At 40.8% G+C, this 19,844-nt stretch carries 18 protein-coding genes and 2 rRNA genes; 7 read left to right on the top strand and 13 right to left on the bottom strand.

Translation table 11 applies throughout. The features are described 5' to 3' along the window. Positions 1–136: 136 nt before the first annotated feature. A complete protein-coding gene (locus BM291_RS07710; RefSeq protein WP_092896009.1) occupies positions 137–1,051 on the bottom strand; it encodes a glutaminase in 915 nt (304 codons plus the stop codon). 230 nt (positions 1,052–1,281) lie between these two features. On the opposite strand from BM291_RS07710, the gene BM291_RS07705 reads away from it, so the two are divergent. The 5 genes from BM291_RS07705 to typA all read left to right on the top strand — a co-directional run bounded on the left by BM291_RS07705 (position 1,282) and on the right by typA (position 5,631). Beyond that, positions 1,282–1,629 (top strand): PadR family transcriptional regulator, encoded by a 348-nt coding sequence (locus tag BM291_RS07705; protein WP_092896007.1) that lies wholly within the window; start codon positions 1,282–1,284, stop codon positions 1,627–1,629. Between the two features lie 19 nt (positions 1,630–1,648). Next, complete coding sequence (locus tag BM291_RS07700) at positions 1,649–2,311, top strand: hypothetical protein (protein ID WP_092896005.1); 663 nt, start codon at positions 1,649–1,651, stop codon at positions 2,309–2,311. After that, positions 2,308–2,922 carry a hypothetical protein gene (locus BM291_RS07695; protein ID WP_092896003.1) on the top strand — a complete coding sequence of 205 codons (615 nt, stop codon included), beginning with the start codon at positions 2,308–2,310 and terminating at the stop codon, positions 2,920–2,922. Before BM291_RS07700 ends, BM291_RS07695 begins: the two co-directional genes overlap by 4 nt. Then, positions 2,919–3,617 carry a hypothetical protein gene (locus BM291_RS07690; protein WP_092896001.1) on the top strand — a complete coding sequence of 233 codons (699 nt, stop codon included), beginning with the start codon at positions 2,919–2,921 and terminating at the stop codon, positions 3,615–3,617. The genes BM291_RS07695 and BM291_RS07690 overlap by 4 nt, the downstream gene beginning before the upstream one ends. 208 nt (positions 3,618–3,825) lie before the next feature. Then, the gene (gene typA, locus BM291_RS07685) at positions 3,826–5,631 is read left to right on the top strand and encodes a translational GTPase TypA (RefSeq protein WP_092895999.1); all 1,806 of its coding nucleotides are present in this window, start codon (positions 3,826–3,828) and stop codon (positions 5,629–5,631) included. A gap of 63 nt (positions 5,632–5,694) precedes the next feature. On the opposite strand, the gene BM291_RS07680 is transcribed toward typA, so the two are convergent. Next, positions 5,695–6,681 carry an aldo/keto reductase gene (locus tag BM291_RS07680; protein ID WP_092895997.1) on the bottom strand — a complete coding sequence of 329 codons (987 nt, stop codon included), beginning with the start codon at positions 6,679–6,681 and terminating at the stop codon, positions 5,695–5,697. A 167-nt stretch (positions 6,682–6,848) separates the two neighbouring features. Here BM291_RS07680 and BM291_RS07675 point away from each other — a divergent pair, with 167 nt between their 5' ends. Both BM291_RS07675 and BM291_RS07670 read left to right on the top strand, forming a co-directional pair. Continuing rightward, positions 6,849–7,241 (top strand): Dabb family protein, encoded by a 393-nt coding sequence (locus BM291_RS07675; protein WP_092895995.1) that lies wholly within the window; start codon positions 6,849–6,851, stop codon positions 7,239–7,241. A gap of 55 nt (positions 7,242–7,296) precedes the next feature. Further along, entirely contained in the window at positions 7,297–8,616 is a 1,320-nt protein-coding gene (locus BM291_RS07670; RefSeq protein WP_092895993.1) for a S41 family peptidase, read from the top strand. Positions 8,617–8,763: 147 nt separating this feature from the next. Here BM291_RS07670 and BM291_RS07665 read toward each other — a convergent pair whose 3' ends face one another. From BM291_RS07665 to BM291_RS07615, 11 genes are all read right to left on the bottom strand, one after another. Next, on the bottom strand, positions 8,764–10,416 hold the full coding sequence (locus BM291_RS07665; protein ID WP_092895991.1) for a M1 family metallopeptidase: 1,653 nt from the start codon (positions 10,414–10,416) through the stop codon (positions 8,764–8,766). Between the two features lie 12 nt (positions 10,417–10,428). Then, a complete protein-coding gene (locus tag BM291_RS07660; RefSeq protein ID WP_092895989.1) occupies positions 10,429–11,880 on the bottom strand; it encodes a M24 family metallopeptidase in 1,452 nt (483 codons plus the stop codon). Positions 11,881–11,928: 48 nt separating this feature from the next. Then, positions 11,929–12,795, bottom strand: coding sequence for a universal stress protein (locus BM291_RS07655; RefSeq protein ID WP_092895987.1), 867 nt, complete (start codon positions 12,793–12,795; stop codon positions 11,929–11,931). Further along, on the bottom strand, positions 12,792–14,393 hold the full coding sequence (locus tag BM291_RS07650; RefSeq protein WP_092895985.1) for a BCCT family transporter: 1,602 nt from the start codon (positions 14,391–14,393) through the stop codon (positions 12,792–12,794). The genes BM291_RS07655 and BM291_RS07650 overlap by 4 nt, the downstream gene beginning before the upstream one ends. A gap of 352 nt (positions 14,394–14,745) precedes the next feature. Continuing rightward, positions 14,746–15,345, bottom strand: a complete 600-nt coding sequence (gene hisIE, locus BM291_RS07645) for a bifunctional phosphoribosyl-AMP cyclohydrolase/phosphoribosyl-ATP diphosphatase HisIE (RefSeq protein ID WP_394333448.1) — start codon at positions 15,343–15,345, stop codon at positions 14,746–14,748. A 168-nt stretch (positions 15,346–15,513) separates the two neighbouring features. Beyond that, positions 15,514–16,269, bottom strand: a complete 756-nt coding sequence (gene hisF, locus BM291_RS07640) for an imidazole glycerol phosphate synthase subunit HisF (RefSeq protein WP_092895983.1) — start codon at positions 16,267–16,269, stop codon at positions 15,514–15,516. 229 nt (positions 16,270–16,498) lie between these two features. Next, positions 16,499–17,215 carry a 1-(5-phosphoribosyl)-5-[(5-phosphoribosylamino)methylideneamino]imidazole-4-carboxamide isomerase gene (gene hisA, locus BM291_RS07635; protein WP_092895981.1) on the bottom strand — a complete coding sequence of 239 codons (717 nt, stop codon included), beginning with the start codon at positions 17,213–17,215 and terminating at the stop codon, positions 16,499–16,501. Between the two features lie 177 nt (positions 17,216–17,392). Continuing rightward, entirely contained in the window at positions 17,393–17,989 is a 597-nt protein-coding gene (gene hisH / locus BM291_RS07630; RefSeq protein ID WP_092895979.1) for an imidazole glycerol phosphate synthase subunit HisH, read from the bottom strand. A 112-nt stretch (positions 17,990–18,101) separates the two neighbouring features. Continuing rightward, positions 18,102–18,881, bottom strand: coding sequence for a phenylalanine 4-monooxygenase (locus BM291_RS07625; protein ID WP_092895977.1), 780 nt, complete (start codon positions 18,879–18,881; stop codon positions 18,102–18,104). 452 nt (positions 18,882–19,333) lie between these two features. Further along, a 5S ribosomal RNA gene (gene rrf / locus BM291_RS07620) occupies positions 19,334–19,445 on the bottom strand. Between the two features lie 161 nt (positions 19,446–19,606). Continuing rightward, positions 19,607–19,844, bottom strand: a 23S ribosomal RNA gene (locus BM291_RS07615); the annotation flags it as partial.

Here is a 19,844-nt window from a genome sequence, read left to right as displayed (position 1 = left end):
TTTTAACTCAAAACGTGAAATTCAATTACGTAAAAATCTCCCCTAGTTTAGTTTAAAGCAGGTATTTATTGTAAAAATCAAGGTACACGCTGATCAAAAAACTTAACTCTAATCCAAAATTGAACCGTAGTCAGATTTAAAATAAAGAGAATGACAACTTATCGGTTAACAGTTCCAAAGCCCGTATTGATTTAATTGAATTGCCCTTTTCGTTAAGTTCAGGACTCCACACCGCAATACTAAACTTATGCGGCATCACTGCAGCCACTCCTCCACCTACCCCACTTTTCCCAGGAAGCCCAACTCTATAGGCAAATTCTCCTGCTTCATCATAAAACCCACAGGTCAGCATGAGTGCATTGATACGTCGGGCGCTGCTTTCTGATAAGATCTGTCTATCGGCAAAAATAGAAAAGCCGTCATTGGCTAAAAATGAAAAGGATTTGGCTAGGTCTACACAGCTCATTTCAATAGCACATTGAGAAAAATACACATTGAGCACCTCTTCGATGGGGTTATTAAAGTTTTTGTAAGATTTCAGAAAATATGCCAATGCAGTATTGCGTTCCCCATGATTTTTTTCAGAATTCATGACATCCGGATTGATTTTCACACAGGTTTCACCTGCTAGTTCATTGATAAACTCTGAAAGTTGATCTATCGGGTTTTCAAATTTGCTGCACAGGGCATCTGTGATCACCAACGCTCCTGCATTAATAAAAGGATTTCTAGGAATACCTTTTTCATACTCTAACTGAGCGATAGAGTTGAATGGATCTCCACTTGGCTCCACGTTCACCCGAGACCAAAGCTTCGTATTGAACACATTAAATACCATGGTCAGCGTGTGCACTTTGCTGATACTTTGGATAGAGAACGGAACCTGGTGATCACCTACACCATATACATTCCCTTTGAGATCCACCAAAGCAATCCCAAACTGATTGGGATCTACATTCGCGATTTCAGGTATGTAGTCAGCGACTTTACCTTTGAGATTCTCTGCCTGTACCTCATGATACACTTCTTCAATTAGTCCCTGATAGTCCATTTGAGAAATTTGTGGAAAATTGAGAGAGAATGAAAGAGTTTTGTGAGAAAAGCTGGAAGACGGGAGACCGAAGACAGAAGCTCCCGTCTCCGGTCTCCGGTCTCATCTTAATTAGTAAACGCAGATACCCATCAGTTCAAACTAATTTCCAGAAAAAAAAAACATGCCTCAGAATCTTATGTATATAATATTTTTATATATTTGAAGAAGCTAGGTAATACAGCAAAACCATGTCGAACAACAATCTTATCAAAGGCTCTCTGCAGACTATCATCCTCAAACTCTTGGAAGAAAATGAAAAAATGTATGGCTATGAGATTACCCAACGTGTCAAAGAACTGACTGCGGGTGAAATCAAAATCACCGAAGGCGCGCTCTACCCTGCGCTGCACAAACTGGAAGCCGAAGGGTTGCTCAGCACCGAGATACAACAAGTGGATAACCGCGTGCGGAAATACTATAGGCTGACCAAGGACGGGCAAAAGGAAGTCACCAGCAAAATGTCTGAGTTGCAAGGATTCGTAGAAAACCTCCAACGAATCCTGACTCCAGACCTTAAACCTGGTTTTAATATCTGATTTTTTAACTCAAGAAGCTATGAGAAAACTTACAGAACAGGAACTTCTATGGATCCATTCTAGGCAGAAAAGCCTCCATATCCGCTATACTGAAGTGTATGAAGAGATTTTTGATCATTACTGTACTACGTTAGAGAATTCTACAGAGATCGATTCTCCTTCAATCATCGCCAAACTCAATGATACTTTTTCTTGGTCAGTGGTGAAAGGAATGGATAAGGAATTAGAAAAAAATGTATCAAAGCAAATATGGGTAGCACAACTTGATTTCCTGAAGTTTTGGAACCGTGGGTTTAAAGGGTTGTTGGCAAGCATCATAGGATTTGCGTTACTAGCAATAGCCATTTTCATCATCCCTGCTTCAGAATTAATCCTCGTATTTTTAGTTATTATTCTCATTACCACAGCTGGAGTGTTTTTCATGAAAAGAGATGCTCTTTCCTTTAGGCTCAGTCACAAAACGGTCTCCATCTCTTCTGCTACTATCATCAAAAGAGTTGGGATATTGAACACAATATTTATGTGGATTTATGTTATACCAAGTGTATTAACTAGGGGTGAGATTCATTCAAATACCCTATTTGTTTGGGCAACGGCAATAGTTACCATCTTTAGTGTTATGTACTCAATTAGCTTATTGGCCATTGCCTCTGATTTACCTGCTCAAAGAACTGCTATATGAAACTAACTAGTGAACAAATCTCCCAAATTCAATCCTCTCTGTCTGGAGGAAAGATCTATTATGATGATATCAGAGCTGAAATGGTAGATCATATTGCATCAAAAGTAGAAGACGCGATGGAACAAGGAATCCCTTTTGAAGAAGCTTTAGAAAGTGCACAAAAAGACATTAATCCCTTCAATTTTCAAATGAAGCTTTTGGTAGCCTCTCACTTAGGTTTTTTTAAAACAATTGTCTCTAATATGCTAAAAGGATCAATACTATTGAAAAGCATTCCACTTTTTGCAGTTTGCCTATTCTTCATTTATTTTGACCAAAGCCCTGAGGCATCCGAAAAGCATGTGAAAACCATATTCATTAGTGCTACCGTAGGATGGGCTCTTATGGGGCTTTGGGGAGGTCTATTAAAAAATTCAAAAGTTGTAGCTGCTGGAAATACACTTTGGCTTATTGTCTGTATTTCACAAGTTGTGCTTAATCTTGATTTTATCGTATGGCTTGGCATACCCCCTCAAATCGCTATTTATCTGATCACTTTTTTACTTTCTCTTCTGTATATCGCAGGACTTTCAGAGGTAGTGTTTCAGACCAAAAAACTTAGCGTAACATGAAACTCTCCCCTTCCCAAATTGACACCCTCAAAAAACTGATTTCCTATAAAGGATATCCTGAGATCGATCTGCAATACGAGATCCTGGATCATGTGGCTTGCAAGGTGGAAGTGCTTTTGGAAGAAAAGCCAGACATGAAACTTGACGATGCTTTCCGAAAAGTTCATGGGGAATTCGGGATTTTTGGGTTCAGTGATCTGGCAGAGTCTTACACCAAAAGTATAGAGAAGCGCTATCAGAGATTTTTTTGGGAAGAATTTAAGTCGATTTTCACCAGTTCTAGACTGATATACCCTATAGCTTTGGGATTTATGCTGTATTGGCTAAGTATGAACAGCCTCCTTTTTGGAGAGAAAGTAGGTTTGCCAGTTTGGGGCGGGGCTTTTACCATACTAGCGGTAATCTTCATCATCGCTAGGTATTGGAAGGCTAACAAATCAATGAAGAACTATGTATCCTACCGAAGTTCAGTGCATTCATTTACATTCTTCAACCTCATGCTGCAAGTCAGTATGTTTGGAATGCGCAGATTAGAAAACCCATACTATCCTTTTGACTTTAGTCCTCAAAGTATTTTGACTTGGCTATCAGTTATGGCTATTTCCGCTTGCTTTATATGTATCTTTTTAATCCCCCGAGTTCTCGTCAGATCAATTGATGAAACCAGAAAGCTACAGACGATCTACGAATCTTGAGTAGTAAACGACCGATTGGAACCAACCCTTTTCCTAATAGCCACGGATATAACACAGTTTTTTGCACATATATATAAAGAGTGGCCACAAACTAAAAAACACTTTTTGTACTAAATAAGCTCTTCAGGACACATAACGTTAAACTTCACAGGTAGATAACCCAACTCCAAAATTTTATTTGTACTTTTGCGCCTCAATCAGGCAAACCATGCAGAATATTCGGAATATCGCGATTATCGCACACGTTGACCACGGCAAGACTACACTCGTGGACAAAATCATTCACGCTTCTCAGATTTTCAGAGAAAACCAGCAGTTTCAAGATTTGATTCTTGATAGCAATGACCTGGAGCGTGAAAGAGGAATTACAATTCTTTCAAAGAACGTATCCGTTCGCTACAAAGACGCTAAAATTAACATTATCGATACCCCTGGTCACGCCGATTTCGGTGGTGAAGTAGAGCGAGTATTGAAAATGGCTGATGGTGTGATCCTTTTGGTGGATGCATTCGAAGGCCCTATGCCACAGACCCGATTTGTATTGGGTAAAGCATTGGATCTTGGACTGACTCCTATCGTAGTAGTAAACAAGGTAGATAAAGAAAACTGTCGCCCAGACGAAGTTCATGAGTCAGTTTTTGAATTGATGTTCAACTTGGACGCTACCGAAGAGCAACTGGAATTCCAGACGCTTTACGGATCAGCTAAGCAAAACTGGATGGGTCCTGATTGGAAAAACCCTACAGATACTATCTTCCCTCTTTTGGACGCAATCTTGGAACACATTCCAGCTCCAAAAATCGACGAAGGTACACTTCAGATGCAAATCACCTCATTGGATTACTCCAATTTCGTAGGTAGAATAGCTATCGGCCGTGTGAAAAGAGGCTCAATCAAAGAAGGTCAGCAGATCGCTTTGATGAAAGCTGATGGCTCTATCAAAAAGATGAAAGTAAAAGAACTTCATACGTTTGAAGGTCTTGGTAAACTTAGAGTTACGGAAGTAACTGCAGGTGATATCTGTGCAGTAACAGGCATCGAAGATTTCGAGATCGGTGATACTATCGCTGATGCTGAGAATCCAGAAGCTCTTGCTAGAATCTCCATCGATGAGCCTACGATGAATATGCTCTTCACAATCAACAACTCTCCTTTCTTCGGTAAAGAAGGAAAATTTGTGACTTCACGTCACTTGAGAGATCGTTTGATGAAAGAGACTGAGAAAAACCTTGCTCTTCGTGTAGAATCAACTGATTCTGAAGACAAGTTCTTGGTTTACGGTCGTGGTATCCTTCACTTGTCAGTTTTGATCGAAACGATGAGAAGAGAAGGTTACGAACTTCAGGTTGGTCAGCCTCAGGTGATCTTCAAAGAAATCGACGGTGTGAAATGTGAGCCTATCGAAACATTGGTAGTAGACGTTCCTCAGGAAACTTCCGGTAAGGTGATCGAACTTGCAACTCAGCGTAAAGGTGAGTTGGTGATCATGGAGCCAAAAGGTGATCTTCAGCACTTGGAATTCAACATTCCATCTAGAGGATTGATCGGTTTGAGAAACAACATGCTTACCGCTACTCAAGGTGAAGCAATCATGAACCATAGATTTACTGCTTACGAGCCTTTCAAAGGAAATATTCCAGGCAGAGTAAATGGATCATTAATCTCTATGGATAACGGTCAGTGTACTGCTTATGCGATCGATAAACTTCAGGACAGAGGTACTTTCTTCGTAGAGCCAGGAGACGATCTATACACAGGTCAGGTGATCGGAGAAAACTCCCGTGACAATGATATCGTGGTGAACGTGCAGAAAGGCAAGAAATTGACCAACATGCGTGCTTCAGGATCTGATGATAACGCGCGTATCACTCCAGCTAAGAAATTCTCTTTAGAAGAATCTATGGAATACATCCAGAAGGATGAGTACCTAGAGATCACTCCTAAGTCTATCCGAATGAGAAAAATCTTCTTGGACGAAGGCGAAAGAACTAGAAACGCTAAGAAAGATTCTTAAGTAAATCTTAGAATCAAGAATATATTGAAATCCCTCAAGCGATAGTTTGAGGGATTTTTTTTATTACCAAAGATCTTGAACCTCGGAGCGGATATGCTTGTCATAGATTTTTTTCACAGCATCCATTTGCTCAGGCGTAATAGCCGCTAATTGCCCAGCATTTACATTTGCTTCCAACTGTGATGATTTAGAAGCACCAGGAATCACTACACTAACCTCATCGTACATCAATACCCAACGAAGTGCAAGAGCTGCTAAAGCGCCATCCCCTTTAAAAAGTTCTCGAAGCTCTTCTATTGCTGGAAAGGCCTTATCCAATGGAACTCCTGCAAAAGTCTCTCCCTTATCAAATGCTTTACCTTCACGGTTAAAATGACGGTGATCATCCTTGGAGAAAGTGGTTTCTGCAGTGATTTTTCCTGATAGCAACCCACTAGCCAATGGAACACGAATAATTAACCCTACATTTTTTGTGGATGCAAGTTTAAAAAGCTCATCAGCGGGTTTTTGCCTGAACATATTGAAAATAACTTGTACGCTAGAAACAACATCGTATTCCATCGCACTTTTGGCTTCCTCCACTTTTTCCACGCTTACTCCCATGGCAGCTATTTTCCCTTCTGCTCTCAGCTTTTCAAATAACCCAAATACATCATCCCGTTGATAAACTGAAGTAGGAGGGCAATGAAGTTGGATCAAATCCAGTCTATTGAGTCCAGTGTTGCGAAGGCTGTCTTCCACATGACGTCGCAGCCGATCAATAGTATAGGTTTCATCGATATGCGGCTGGATCCTTCTGCCACATTTAGTTGCCACAAAAATCTTTTCTGATCGAGCTCGTACAGCTTGCCCTACAGCAGCCTCACTCGCACCACCATCATACACATCGGCTGTATCTATAAAATTAACCCCTTTGTCAAAAGCTTCGTGAAGTATTTCCTCAGCAACCTTGGGGTTAAAAGCTTTACCCCAACCTCCTCCTACTTGCCAAGTACCCAAACCAATTTCTGATACTTTCCAACCGGTCTTACCTAAGATTCTATAATTCATACTTCTGCAGTTTTATTGAAAAAAGGGAATTGCTATTCAAAAGGAAGGCAAAAAATCGCCTGATTATCTAAAAGTAATTTAAATTTTTATCTTTAGAATCACGGTTCGAAGTGATATTTGTCCGTTAGAAAAAACCAATCACTCCTCAAACCAAAACCATTCAACAAATGAAATCTAGAAGACAATTTATCAAAACAATCGGCGTGGCAAGTGCCACAGCTGTCTTACCTATAACCTCAATCGCTAACCAAATGGCAAAACAAAAAATGATTCACCAAGTTTACTTTTGGCTTCATGATGAAGCAAATACTAAAGAGTTCCTCACAGAAGCAGTGCCTATGCTGGGTCGCTGCAAGACGGTAGGTAAATTCATCGCTGGCACGCCTGCGGCTACTGAAGACAGAGAAGTGGTAGACCATAGCTTCCAAGTGTCTTGTACGGCTTTCTTTGATAGCCTAGAAGATCAATTGGTATATCAGTCAGACCCACTGCACTTAGAATTTATCGATAAGTATTCCCATATGTGGAAAAAAGTCCAGGTTTACGACATCGCGATCTAATCAAGATCCAAAAGCACCTCTCACTCGTAGTTAGTACAACAGTCAATCCTGAAATATGAATAATGCAAAGTGGATTTTCGGACTAATGATTTTACTCATCTGGTCTTGCAGTCCAAAAGATGAAATAATACCTGATCCGCAGTCGGACAAGGTGAGAGGTGCTATTTTTGAATCTATGGAGGAATGGTACTACTGGAACACAGAGCTACCTACTTCTATAAATTCTGCGAATTATTCTTCGAACGAAGAATTCCTAAATGCAATCACCTTTAAGCCATTAGATCGCTTCTCCTACCTAACCACTCAAGATGCATTTAACAATGCATTTGTCGGCAAAAATGCAGGACACGGATTTGGATTTGCGTTCGATGCTGCTGAGAGACTATACTTGACTTTTGTATATGATGAGTCCCCTGCGGGAAAAGATGGCTGGCAACGTGGTTGGGAGATTATAGAAATTAATGGGAAAGCTATCTCGGCATACAAAAACGCCTCAGGGGGATACGATTTCCAATTAGGAACTTCAGATCCCGGAATTACAAATTCCTTTACATTCAAATTACCCGATGGTACAACAAGCACGCGTACAAACGTAAAAGCTGAATACCAGTCAAACTCAGTACTTCATAAAGAAGTCATTGACCTTGATGGTAAAAAAGTTGGTTACTGGGTTTACCAAAGTTTCAAAGCTACGGCAGGGCAATCACCTACCAAAAGTCTGGAAGTGGATGAATCCATGAAATTTTTCGAAGACGCTGGTATCAATGAACTGATCATAGATCTACGATACAATGGCGGCGGGTCAGTTGCAGTGGCAGAGCAGATCAACAACTACCTGATTCAATTGTCTAATACTGGCAAATTGATGTATACCAACAAACTCAATTCCTTAAAGACTAGCCTTCAAAGAAGCGTGAATTTCAAGAAGGCTGGTAGCTTAAATCTTGACAAATTGATTTTCATCACCTCCAGAGGATCCGCATCTGCTTCAGAATTAGTTATTAATTGCTTAGAGCCCTACTTCGATATCACGCTAGTTGGTGATAATACCTACGGGAAACCGGTTGGCTCTTTTCCTCTGTCCAGCTACAATGATATCTTAAAGCAAAATAACGTAGAACTGGTACCTATCACATTTGCCACGGCAAACTCTGAAGGAAAAGCAGAGTATTTCGATGGATTCCCTGCGGACTTTGCTGTCGGTGACTCTCCTCAATTCAACTGGGGCGACCCAAATGACCTCCGCTTTGCTGCAGTATTGCATGTCCTGCAAAATGGATCGGTCGGAGGAAGGTTGTTGAATACTTTCTACAGACCCAAATGGGAAATGATCGATCAATTCAAAGGATTACAGCAGGAGTTTCCTGCTTATTGAATTGGGTTTGTTGTTTAGATAATCATCCAAACAGATTGGTTAAAATCAAAAAAGTCCTGCCTCCGAAGAAGCAGGACTAATCACTATATCTATTAAGAAACTTCAGCCTTGCGGCCTCCGCGTTATTCTCTGCGGTTAAAACTATTTTTACTTTTTCTTCTGAAAGGCAGATTCCATCAAAACCCATGAATCTGGATCCAGAACCACCTTGGTAGGTTCGAAGTTTATTGGCAGAGAGAATGTATTATTCTCTTTATTTATTGTCACCGTTTCTAGCACAGGTTTTATAATGTCAGATTGATAAATACCCACTTGAATTGGCATTACGAATAAGCTCCCGTCATCCTGAGTTTGATTCAATGAGATATTCAATGCTTTTTTATTCTTATCGTAAGACCATGATCCATCCACAACAAGCGCTCCTGACTTGTATAGCCACTGCTCTAGAAAAACCCCAAGATCCACTCCTGACACTTCCTCCATTTCTCTTCTGAAATCAGCTGTCGTAGCATTCAAATCTTGGTATTTCGCATAATACGTTCGAATACCTTTCCAGAACAAATCATCGCCAATCATACCACGAAGCATATGCAAGACCCATGATCCCTTATGATAAGTCTGCGAGGTGGTGACCTTACTCATATCATCCAGGTTGTCATGAATAATGGTATACCCTGGGTTTTCTGCATGAAAAGAATCAACACGCTTCTTACTTGTTGTCATTTGCTCCATGAAAGCATCTTGCCCGTATTGGTGCTCGATGAACAGTGACGTGAAGTAAGTAGCGAAGCCTTCGCTCAGCCACACATCATCCCAATCGTATTCTGTCACAGCATTGCCAAACCATTGATGTGCAATCTCATGAATCACTACATTTCTCCAGCGTTCATTTCTATCTCCTACAACTGATCCCTCAGAATATAAAATTGCTGATGCAGCTTCCATACCACCACTCACGCTATTGGATTGAATATTCGCTAGTTTCTCATAGGAAAAAGGTCCTACGTAATCACTGTAGAATTCGAGTGCTTTTTTGGTGGGCTCTGCAAAATCATAAAATCCTGCATCTCTATCTTGACGATAAACCCATGTTTCGATAGCTTTTCCGTCAAAATCATCTACATGCTGTACCGCAAATTCTGCCACACCTAAGACGTATAACCAAGAGGCTATCGGAACAGATTGCTTCCAGTGAGTCAACCTATTTCCATTTCCTAAATCTGTTTCTTCGACCTTAAGACCATTGGACACCACTTGATAATGATCAGGAGCTGTCACCACAAACTCACTCGTAGCTTTATCATAGGGATGATCCACTACCGCCAGCCAGTTTCTCGCTTTGTCTGGCCAATTATCACTAAAGAAAGTACGATCTCCATGTTTATTGTTCGCAATCTTAAGCCCTGTAGCAGGAACTCCAGAATAGACCACTGTATATTGGCTGCGTTGGTTAACGCGTGAAGCTGCTGGTAAGGTAATTTTCAAGGCATCCCCTTCATGGGTAAAACTCAGTTCTTTTCCATCAGCCATCACTTGGCTCACAGTCATTCCTTTATTCTCTAAGGCCTCACTTGCCTTGGTCAAATCCAATCTTAGAACTTGAACCCCTTCTCCCAAATAACTGACATCGATTTTCGCTTTACACTTGATCTCATCCGTGTCATCAGACAGTTCGATCTGAAATTGATAATTCAGAATATTGACTTTAGGGTTTTTGGGATACTTATCTGCAAAGGAATAAGTAACAAAGAGACACAGGAAAGTAAGACTTAGTATTCCGTATTTTATGGTAGACATCATCAAATAGGAGGGTTATTTATCAAGAGGTAGTTTAACGGCAGGGCTAAAATCAATTATCCCTTTTTCAGAGATAGTCTGCTCTATCTCTGCTATACTCGTAGGCACGAATGCACTCAGATTTTCCACTCCGTCTTTAGTAACTACTGCTACATCCTCTATTCTTACATATAGCCTTTCTTCATGAATCCAGATCATCGGATCAATTGTGAACACCATTCCAGGCTCCAATTTCACACCATGCACTCGTCCTACATCGTGAACGATCATTCCAACTGGATGCTGAAAATGTCCACGAAACTTAATTCCTTCTTCAACAGCTTTCAGATGAGCGGGCTTCACAAAAGCCTTACCTACCATATATTTCTTCATCTCTGCAGCAGCTTGATCCAGCACTTCGTTGGAAGTAACTCCTGGTTTGATGTATCTAAAAAGTGCATCTCTATACGCTATTATAAACTCATAAAGCGCTCTTTGCTCATCTGTAAACTTGCCATTCACAGGCCAGATTCGAGTCACATCACTAGAATAATACTTGTAGTCGGGCGCATAATCCATCAGCACCAAATCTCCATCTACAAGTTGGTCTGTCTTTTGGAAATAATGCCCCATGTAAGCATTTGTTCCTCCTCCTATGATCGCAGGATATGAATCTCCCATTGCTCCATGAAGTGAAAACACATACTTACCCGCTGCACCAAGTTGGTATTCGTACACACCTGGTTTAGTAGATTTCATTGCTTCGATGATCGCCAAGCCGGCGATCTCAGTAGCCTTACGGATAATAGCTATTTCCTTTTCACTTTTGATCAGTCTCAAGTTATCCAGCGTTGGCGTAAGATCTTTGATTTCAAATTGTGGGAATGTAGCTTTTAGCTTTGCAATAAAGTTGGCTTCACGGGACGGTGCACCGTCCCAAGGATCTGAGGCAGCCATAATTTGCTTAGACAAAAGTTCGTCCCGACTATCATTTCCACTTTCTACTGGACTAAATTCCACAAAAAGCGCTGGACCGGATGGTTTGACTAAGCCACCTGCTCCAGAAAGGTCTGAAGCCAGTTTCTCAATACCTTTTACCTCATCGATTCCCGTAAGTTCTTTTACCAACTCTGCATCTTCTGCTGAAAGAACCTTACCCTGATTTCGTTCCATACCCTCATCTCTATGCTGAAGATATAATGTCGATTTCTTGCTTTTGCCGTTGATAAGAAGGTATGCGTGTGGGGACTCTATTCCTGTCAAATAATAGAAGGAATTGGATTGGCGAAAAACGCTGACGCCTGGAGTACCGCCTGCTCCTTGGATGACTGCAATGGATTGATTTCCTATAGCATCAAAAATCTTTGCTCTTCTGGTAGCAAATTCTTCTTTTGAGAAATCCGTTTGATAGTAGTTTTTCTCTTGCGCAATTGCTGGAATTATAGACAGCAAAAACAGGAGAACTGTTATGGTGTTTTTAATTTTCATAGATAAAATAATGCTCAAATGTTGGTTAAATAAATAATTTAAATCTGGTCAATTGGGCTTGACAATCAATATAGGAACTTTCCGCTCAGCATAAGTCAATCGCTCTGCTACACTACCTATCAGTAGATCATCTGCATCTGCATTACCTTTGTTTCCAATGATGATCAAATTGGCTTGATGCTCTGCAGCATATTCATGTATAGACCTGCTAATATGGTTACCACTGTCTTCCACACAAATCAATTCTTCGGCAAGTCCAGTTTTCTTTTGAATTTTCTTAAAAGTACTCTCAGCTTTCGCACGAAGCGTTTTTTGATATTTCTCTTGATTTATGAAGTAGGGAAAATATTGAAAACCAGCTTTAAGCACATGTACAGGCATCAATTTCGAAGAAAGATTCTTAGACAAGTTCAAGCCGCGCACGATTACCTTCTCTGAATAGTCAGAAAAATCCAGCGCCAATACGATGCTTTTAAATTCTGTCTTGGCGCCTTCCGGCACAAACAAGCAATCAGAATCAGTCAGTCGAATTACTTTGCTACTAAATACGCCAGTACCTTCTTCCTTGGCTTTTTTCCCGAGCACCAACATATTGAAAGACTGCGAATCCACCCACTTGATGAGTGCATCCAATTTTCCACCCAGAGCTATTTTAATGTGAATACTGGATTTCTTTTTGCCAAAAACTTTTTCGACTAACTCCATAACCTCATCTTCCAAGACTTCCTCCAGTGGCTTGGGAAGCTGCTGAGTCAAAGCTGCTAGATCTGCAGAATCGCTCTCTAAGGCTACAAAATGTATCAAGGTGAGTGAATCAAATTCGAATACATCATCCAGCTTTTTGAAATAGTGCAACAAAAACTCATCCGTCTCGCTCAGATCCAGAAAAATCCCAATGTTCTTTAATGGCTTCATGGCTTTTTATCTTTATCGATTTGCTTCATTATTACTTTCGTCAGGCGGTTGGCGTAGGATTTTTGATCAATATCTTCTGCCAGTTGTTTGTCCATGGCATATTCCTTTTTTACCCCTTTCAGCAGCGAATAACACATGACTGTCAAGATAAAGAGAAAAGGCAAACCTGTCGAAATCGTGGCCGTCTGCAAAGCAGTGAGTCCACCACCCACTAACAACACTGCGGCAACAGCACCTTCGGTCGTCGCCCAAAATACATGCTGAGGAGTAGGTGTGTTGAGCTTACCACCGGAAGTGATACTATCGACCACTAAAGATCCAGAATCAGAGGACGTCACGAAAAAGCTGGCAACCAATAGTATCCCTAAAACAGAACCGACCATTCTCAGTGGGAATTTCTCCAGAAAGACAAATAAGGCGGTTGATTCGTCTGAGATTATTGCCTTGGCAAATTCATGATTTCCCCCAGCTAATGTGTCCTGCATATCTAAAAATATAGCAGATCCGCCTAAAGTCGTCATCCAGAAGAAAGTCAAAATACTAGGCGCTAATAATACCCCAAAAATAAACTCACGAATCGTTCTCCCTTTTGAAATTCGGGCAATGAACATTCCAACAAAAGGTGACCAGGAAATCCACCAAGCCCAGTAAAACACTGTCCAGTCTCCCTGCCAATCCTTATTGACAAAAGCTTCAGTCCAAGTTGACAATTCTACCAGTTCATTGGCATAGACACCCATGTTCTGTATAAATGACTTAAATACAAATAGGCTTGGGCCGAAAATCAACACGAATAATAAGAGTAAGCCTGCTATTCGCACATTCCATTCACTTAGGAACTTCACCCCTTTATCTACTCCAGATACGACTGAGATGGTCGCTATGGCAGTAATCCCAGCAATTAAGGCTACCTGAACCCACACGTTATTTGGTGTACCAAATACATAGGAAAGTCCCCCGCTCACTTGTCGTACGCCGATTCCCAAAGAAGTAGCCAAGCCGAATATGGTAGCTAATACAGAGAAAATATCAATCGCATCACCCATCCAGCCATAAATCCTGTCACCCAGTACGGGATAAAAAACTGACCGCATAGTCAAAGGCATATTTCTATTAAAGGCAAAAAATGCCAGGGACAATGCTACCACAGCATAGATGGCCCAAGCATGGATTCCCCAATGCAAGAATGTAAAACTCATCGCATCTTGGGCTGATTCAACAGTAAAGGGGTCTGCTACTGGAGGTTTGGCATAATGAGAAACTGGCTCAGCCACACCATAGAATAACAAGCCAATTCCCATCCCAGCGCTAAAAAGCATGGAGAACCAAGAACTGGTAGAAAAGTCCGGCTTAGCGTCTTTTCCACCCAATCTGATGGATCCATACTTACTAAAGCCTAGATAGAGGCAGAAAATTATAAAAAAGTTGACTGCCAAAATGAATAACCAACCGGTCTTTTCTGTCACAAAAGTTTTAAAGGAATCAAATAAAACCAACATGGGTTCCCCCACAATTATGGTTACCGCCATAAATACAACCAACAAAATGACCGTTGGGAAAAATACAGGATTATGGATGTCTACGTACTTGTTTTTCATAAGCTGAAAATTCTATTAGTTTAAAAAGCACTTTCAAGTGAATCTTGTGCTTATCGATTTATGTAATTCTGTATATCCGCTTTTCTGCTAGTAAAGTAATTAAAGCATTACAGAATTTGGTAAACACTAGCATCTAGGGACACTTCGGTCTTCCTGCCGGGCAAGCAAAGAGATTTTTGTGACTGGCATCATTACGGATAATCATATATGCAATTATCTCGATATAGGGAATGAAATAAAAAGTTAAGGAATTCTACTTGCCACAAAGAAAAAGGGTTGAATTATCTTCAACCCTAGAGCTTTTATAACCTTTACCAAGCTGGCCTCTGTCAACAAAGACCATCAAACATGCTTACTTTTTCTTATGTCTATCTATCAGCACATCCATCACCTCATCCAATTCATAGCCTTTAGCTTCAAGTAGCACAAGATAATGATATAGCAAATCTGCCGCCTCACCCATAAAGAGTTCTTTATTATCGTCCTTTGCTTCGATCACAATCTCCACGGCTTCCTCTCCTACCTTTTGGGCTACCTTATTGATGCCTTTGGCAAAAAGAGATGCTGTATAAGAGGTGTCAGTTGGATTGGTTTTCCTATCCTTGATGATAGCTCTCAATTGATCGATAAAACCGGTCTTGGAAGTATTTACTTCTTCAAAGCAGGTATCTGAACCCGTATGACAAACAGGGCCTCTTGGATTGGCTTTCACCAAAATTGAATCACCATCGCAATCTGAAGTCATGCTTACCAACTCGATGAAATTGCCAGAAGTCTCCCCTTTAGTCCAAAGTCTGTTTTTACTACGAGAGAAAAAAGTCACCATTCCTGATTCTTTGGTTTTAGCAACTGCCTCTTCATTCATGTAACCCTGCATCAGCACTTTTCCGCTGATCGCATCCTGAACTATTGCTGGCACCAAACCGTCCATTTTCTTAAAATCTATATTCATGTCTATGATAACCTTTGAGGTTTTCAAAACCTCGAAGGTTTTGATTTTTAAATTACTATTTGTTTTCACTTATTGGCTGAGAAAACTTTATGGAAAAACTATCAATCACTATTTAAACCTTCGAGGAGATTTTTCAGTCGTGCCTCCTTCAAAATAACACCTCAAAGGTTACTTCCTAACACTCACACCTTCATCCACCAAATACCCCTTCAATTCCGGGATACCTATTTCTTTAAAGTGAAAAATGCTCGCCGCCAATGCAGCATCCGCTTTCCCGAAGGTAAACACATCTTTGAAATGTTCCATACTTCCTGCACCGCCAGAGGCAATCACTGGAATAGAAAGCGCAGATGAAATCTCTGATAAAAGCTCATTTGAGAAACCTGCTTTGGTTCCGTCATGATCCATTGACGTCAAAAGAATTTCTCCAGCACCTCGATCACAAACTTCCTGAGCCCAAGCTTGAGTTCTTAGCAAAGTCGCTTTTCTACCTCCGTGGGTATGCACAAAGTCAATTCCGTCAATATTTCTTGTATCGATCGCCACTACTATACACTGCGAACCAAATTCAGCAGCCATTTCATTGATGATTTGAGGATTGTGTACGGCCGCCGAATTGATGGAGATTTTATCTGCTCCTGCATTGAGTAGAAACTTCACATCTTCAACAGTAGATATCCCTCCTCCCACTGTAAATGGGATATTAATAGCTTTGGCCACTTTGGTTACGAGTTCGGCTAAGGTCTTACGCTTGTCCACTGTAGCAGTGATATCCAAAAACACCAATTCGTCAGCACCTTCGTCAGAGTAAATCTTCGCTAGCTCCACCGGATCACCAGCATCCCGCAGTTCTACAAAGTTCACACCTTTGACCGTACGACCATCTTTTATATCCAGACAGGGAATTATTCTTTTGGTTAACATCTTCTTGTATTCAAAACTTCATTATTCATTATTCGGCGTTCTTCATTCATTATTCGTAATTACGATTTACGATATGGGATTTACGAGGTCTTTGCTAGCGTTTATCCTCATTTCTATCTTTTGCCTTTTTAGAAGTTACGAATCGGAAATTCTGATTGAGGTTCTAATTTACCTCGTAAATCGTCATTCGTAACTCGTAAATATCTCTATCGTATTTCGTAAATCCTTATCACCCAAACGCTGCTAGTTCCTCCAACGTCACCCTTCCTTCATAATACGCTTTTCCGACTATCGTCCCATAAACCCCGATTTTCTCCAGGTCTTCGAGGTCTTTGACAGAGGATACACCCCCACTTGCGATCAATTTCACTCCAGGAATTTCTTCCAAGATCTCTTTGTATAAATCCGTAGATGGCCCCTGAAGTAAACCATCTTTAGCTACATCAGTACAGATCACATAGCTTATTCCTTTGGCTACGTAGTCTTTGATAAAAGGAATCAAATCTACCGAAGTAGTTTCCTCCCAACCTCCAACAGCAATTTTCTTATTCTTGGCATCTGCTCCAAGGATAATTTTATCAGAGCCATACTTCGTAATCCAAGCTTGAAAAAGTGTTGCATTTTTCACTGCAATACTTCCTCCTGTCACCTGCTGAGCGCCCAATTCAAAAGCTTTCTCAATTTCCTCGTCAGCTTGAATTCCTCCTCCAAAGTCCACTTGCAAACTTGTGCCTGAGCTGATTCGCTGAAGTACATCTGCATTCACAATCTTTTTAGCTTTAGCTCCATCAAGATCTACTAGATGCAATCTTCGTATTCCAGCGCCTTCAAAGCGTTTGGCCATTTCCAAAGGATCGTCATGGTACTCTTTTTTGCTACTGTAATCGCCCTGACTAAGTCGGACACATTTGCCTCCGATGAGGTCTATGGCTGGAATGATTTGCATTTTTTGAATTGGAAAATTTGAAAATTGAAAGATTGGAAAATTACGATTTACGATTTTTGAATTACGACATCAACATGAACTTCAATCGTCAATTCAATGTGGTAAACCTTTGAAGATTTCATTTGAAGTTCCGAATATGCTCGTAAATCGTATTTCATAAATCGTAAATAACTTGAATTATAAGCTTAGAAAATTCTCCAATATCTTCTCACCTACCAGCCCACTTTTCTCAGGGTGAGCCTGCATTGCATAATAATTATCCCGGTGAAGAATTCCTGAGAAATCATGAATATAATGTGTCTGGGCAATTGTGAATTCGCTCAACTCAGCATAGAAACTGTGCACATAATAGACAAATGGATTGGCAGGTAGATCTTTTAGCAATGGAGTATCAGTCAGATTCTCCAACTCATTCCATCCTACATGGGGCACTTTGAACTCCTGAGAGTTCTCTGGCAGAAAACGCTTTACCCTAACTGGGAAAATCCCTAAGCACTCCGTATCGTTTTCTTCAGAATGTTCACAAAGCAACTGCAAGCCGAGACAAACACCCAAAAAAGGTTGTTTGATATCCGCGATCAATTGATCAAGCTTACGCTCTTTAAGATATTTCATGGCTGTACTTGCTTCGCCTTGCCCTGGGAAAATCACCTTATCCGCGGCACGTATTACTTCCGGGTCATCCGTCAGTTCAGCATTTGCCCCTAGCCTTTCCAATGCATAAAGCACCGACTGTACATTTCCGGAATTATATTTGATAACTGCTATTTTCATTTTGTTGTCGGGTGTTAGGTGTCCGATGTCCGATGTAAACACCCAGCATCGGACATCCGTCATCCCACATTTATTTTTTCACTTCCTCTTTTCACCTACTACCTATTACTACTTACTTCTCTCCATCCACCAACATCTCCTCCAGCACGGCCTCTATTTCAGGCAATGATTCATAGAGTTGCTTATAACTCTCAATCACAAAGTATTTATCTTGAAAGCGATCTTTCCAGTATTCCTGATTGAGAATCTTCCGAACATCATACACGAGATGGGTCGGTTCGTTTGAAAGGCTGAATTTAGTCTCTCCAGCTGAACTTAGTATCCCCGCACCATATATTTTTAACTCTCCTTCTTCTTTAATGAGTCCAAACTCAATTGTAAACCAATAAATCCTACTTAGCAATTGGATAGCCCAAGGATTATCAATATGCTTTAGTGCAATACCAGATAAATTTTCTAGAAAGTCCACATAGGGCTGATTTGTCAAAAGAGGCATATGCGCAAATGCATCATGAAACATATCAGGTTCTTCTAAATAATCGAGTTGTTCCATTGTGCGAAGCCAAGTTGAAGAAGGGAACCTTCTATTATTCAACAAGCCAAAGAACAAATCATCATCAATCAGCCCAGGAACTACCTGCACTTCCCAACCAGTACTTTTTACCAAGACCTGATTCAATTCATCAAAATTGGCAATTTTATCTGCAGAGAACTTGACTTGCTCTACTCCTTCCAGATAAGCTTTGGAAGCAGCTTTAGGTAAATTCGGCATTTGTCGTTCAAAGAGAATCTTCCAAACACTGAAGTCTTCGGCAGTATATAGTTCATACTCCTGCCTCAGCTTTTGGAGTCTTAGGTCACTGAAGACCCAGTTTTTTTGTTTTGTATTCATGGTATTTGGGTTGTATTCTGTATTCTGGTTAACTCTTAAGTTCTACTTATGTTGTCCCACTTCTCGAGAAGCAGTATAACGGTCCTGAAAGCAAAAAAGACCCATTCCGATTAGGAATAGGCCTCTATATTATTTTTTACCAAAAATCCATAGTCATCCTATCCCTTCATCGAAGATGGTAGTAAGAATGATGTACGAACGTTCTTGGTGTTGGATTCATAGCGCTAAGATACTAAGTGATTCTGCTAAAGCAATATATCACAACAGGTTTCCTAAAAGGAATTAGAAGAATTGACTCATAAAACCCTCAAATCCCCTGGCCATTACCCCACATGTTGGAGTAAACGAGTGTATTTTCGTTAGTTAAGGTAGGCTGCGTTGGTGGGAGGATGGTCTATAAAAAGGCTATAAAACCAAAAAGCCCTTTGGAATGAACCAAAGGGCTTGAATAAATGAGGCGGCGACCTACTCTCCCGGGTGTAACCCCAGTACCATCGGCGCTGCAGGGCTTAACTTCTCTGTTCGGGATGGGAAGAGGTGGGACCCCTGCGCTAGGCCGCCTAAATTGTAAGACTTCAGTAGCTAGTAGCAAGTAGCAAGATCTCTTTCGTATCTCAACTAGTCCTTGACTCGCATGCTGCGTCTAATATTTTAAGTTCTTCGGTCTTCGGTCTTCCGACTTCGGACTTTTTAATAACATGTTTTTGCAGAAACTGTAACAAACGTAGCGTAAGCTTTTGGGCAATTAGTACTACTCGGCTATGACATTACTGCCTTTACACCTATAGCCTATCAACGTCATCGTCTCTGACGGCCCTATTTGGAAGTCTCATCTTGAGGGGAGTTTCGCACTTAGATGCTTTCAGCGCTTATCTCTTCCCGACGTAGCTACCCGGCAATGCAATTGGCATCACAACCGGTACACCAGCGGTCAGTCCAACCCGGTCCTCTCGTACTAAGGTC

This window comes from Algoriphagus aquimarinus, assembly GCF_900112005.1.
Lineage (GTDB): Bacteria > Bacteroidota > Bacteroidia > Cytophagales > Cyclobacteriaceae > Algoriphagus > Algoriphagus aquimarinus.
This window is presented reverse-complemented; position numbering and strand designations above follow the sequence as displayed.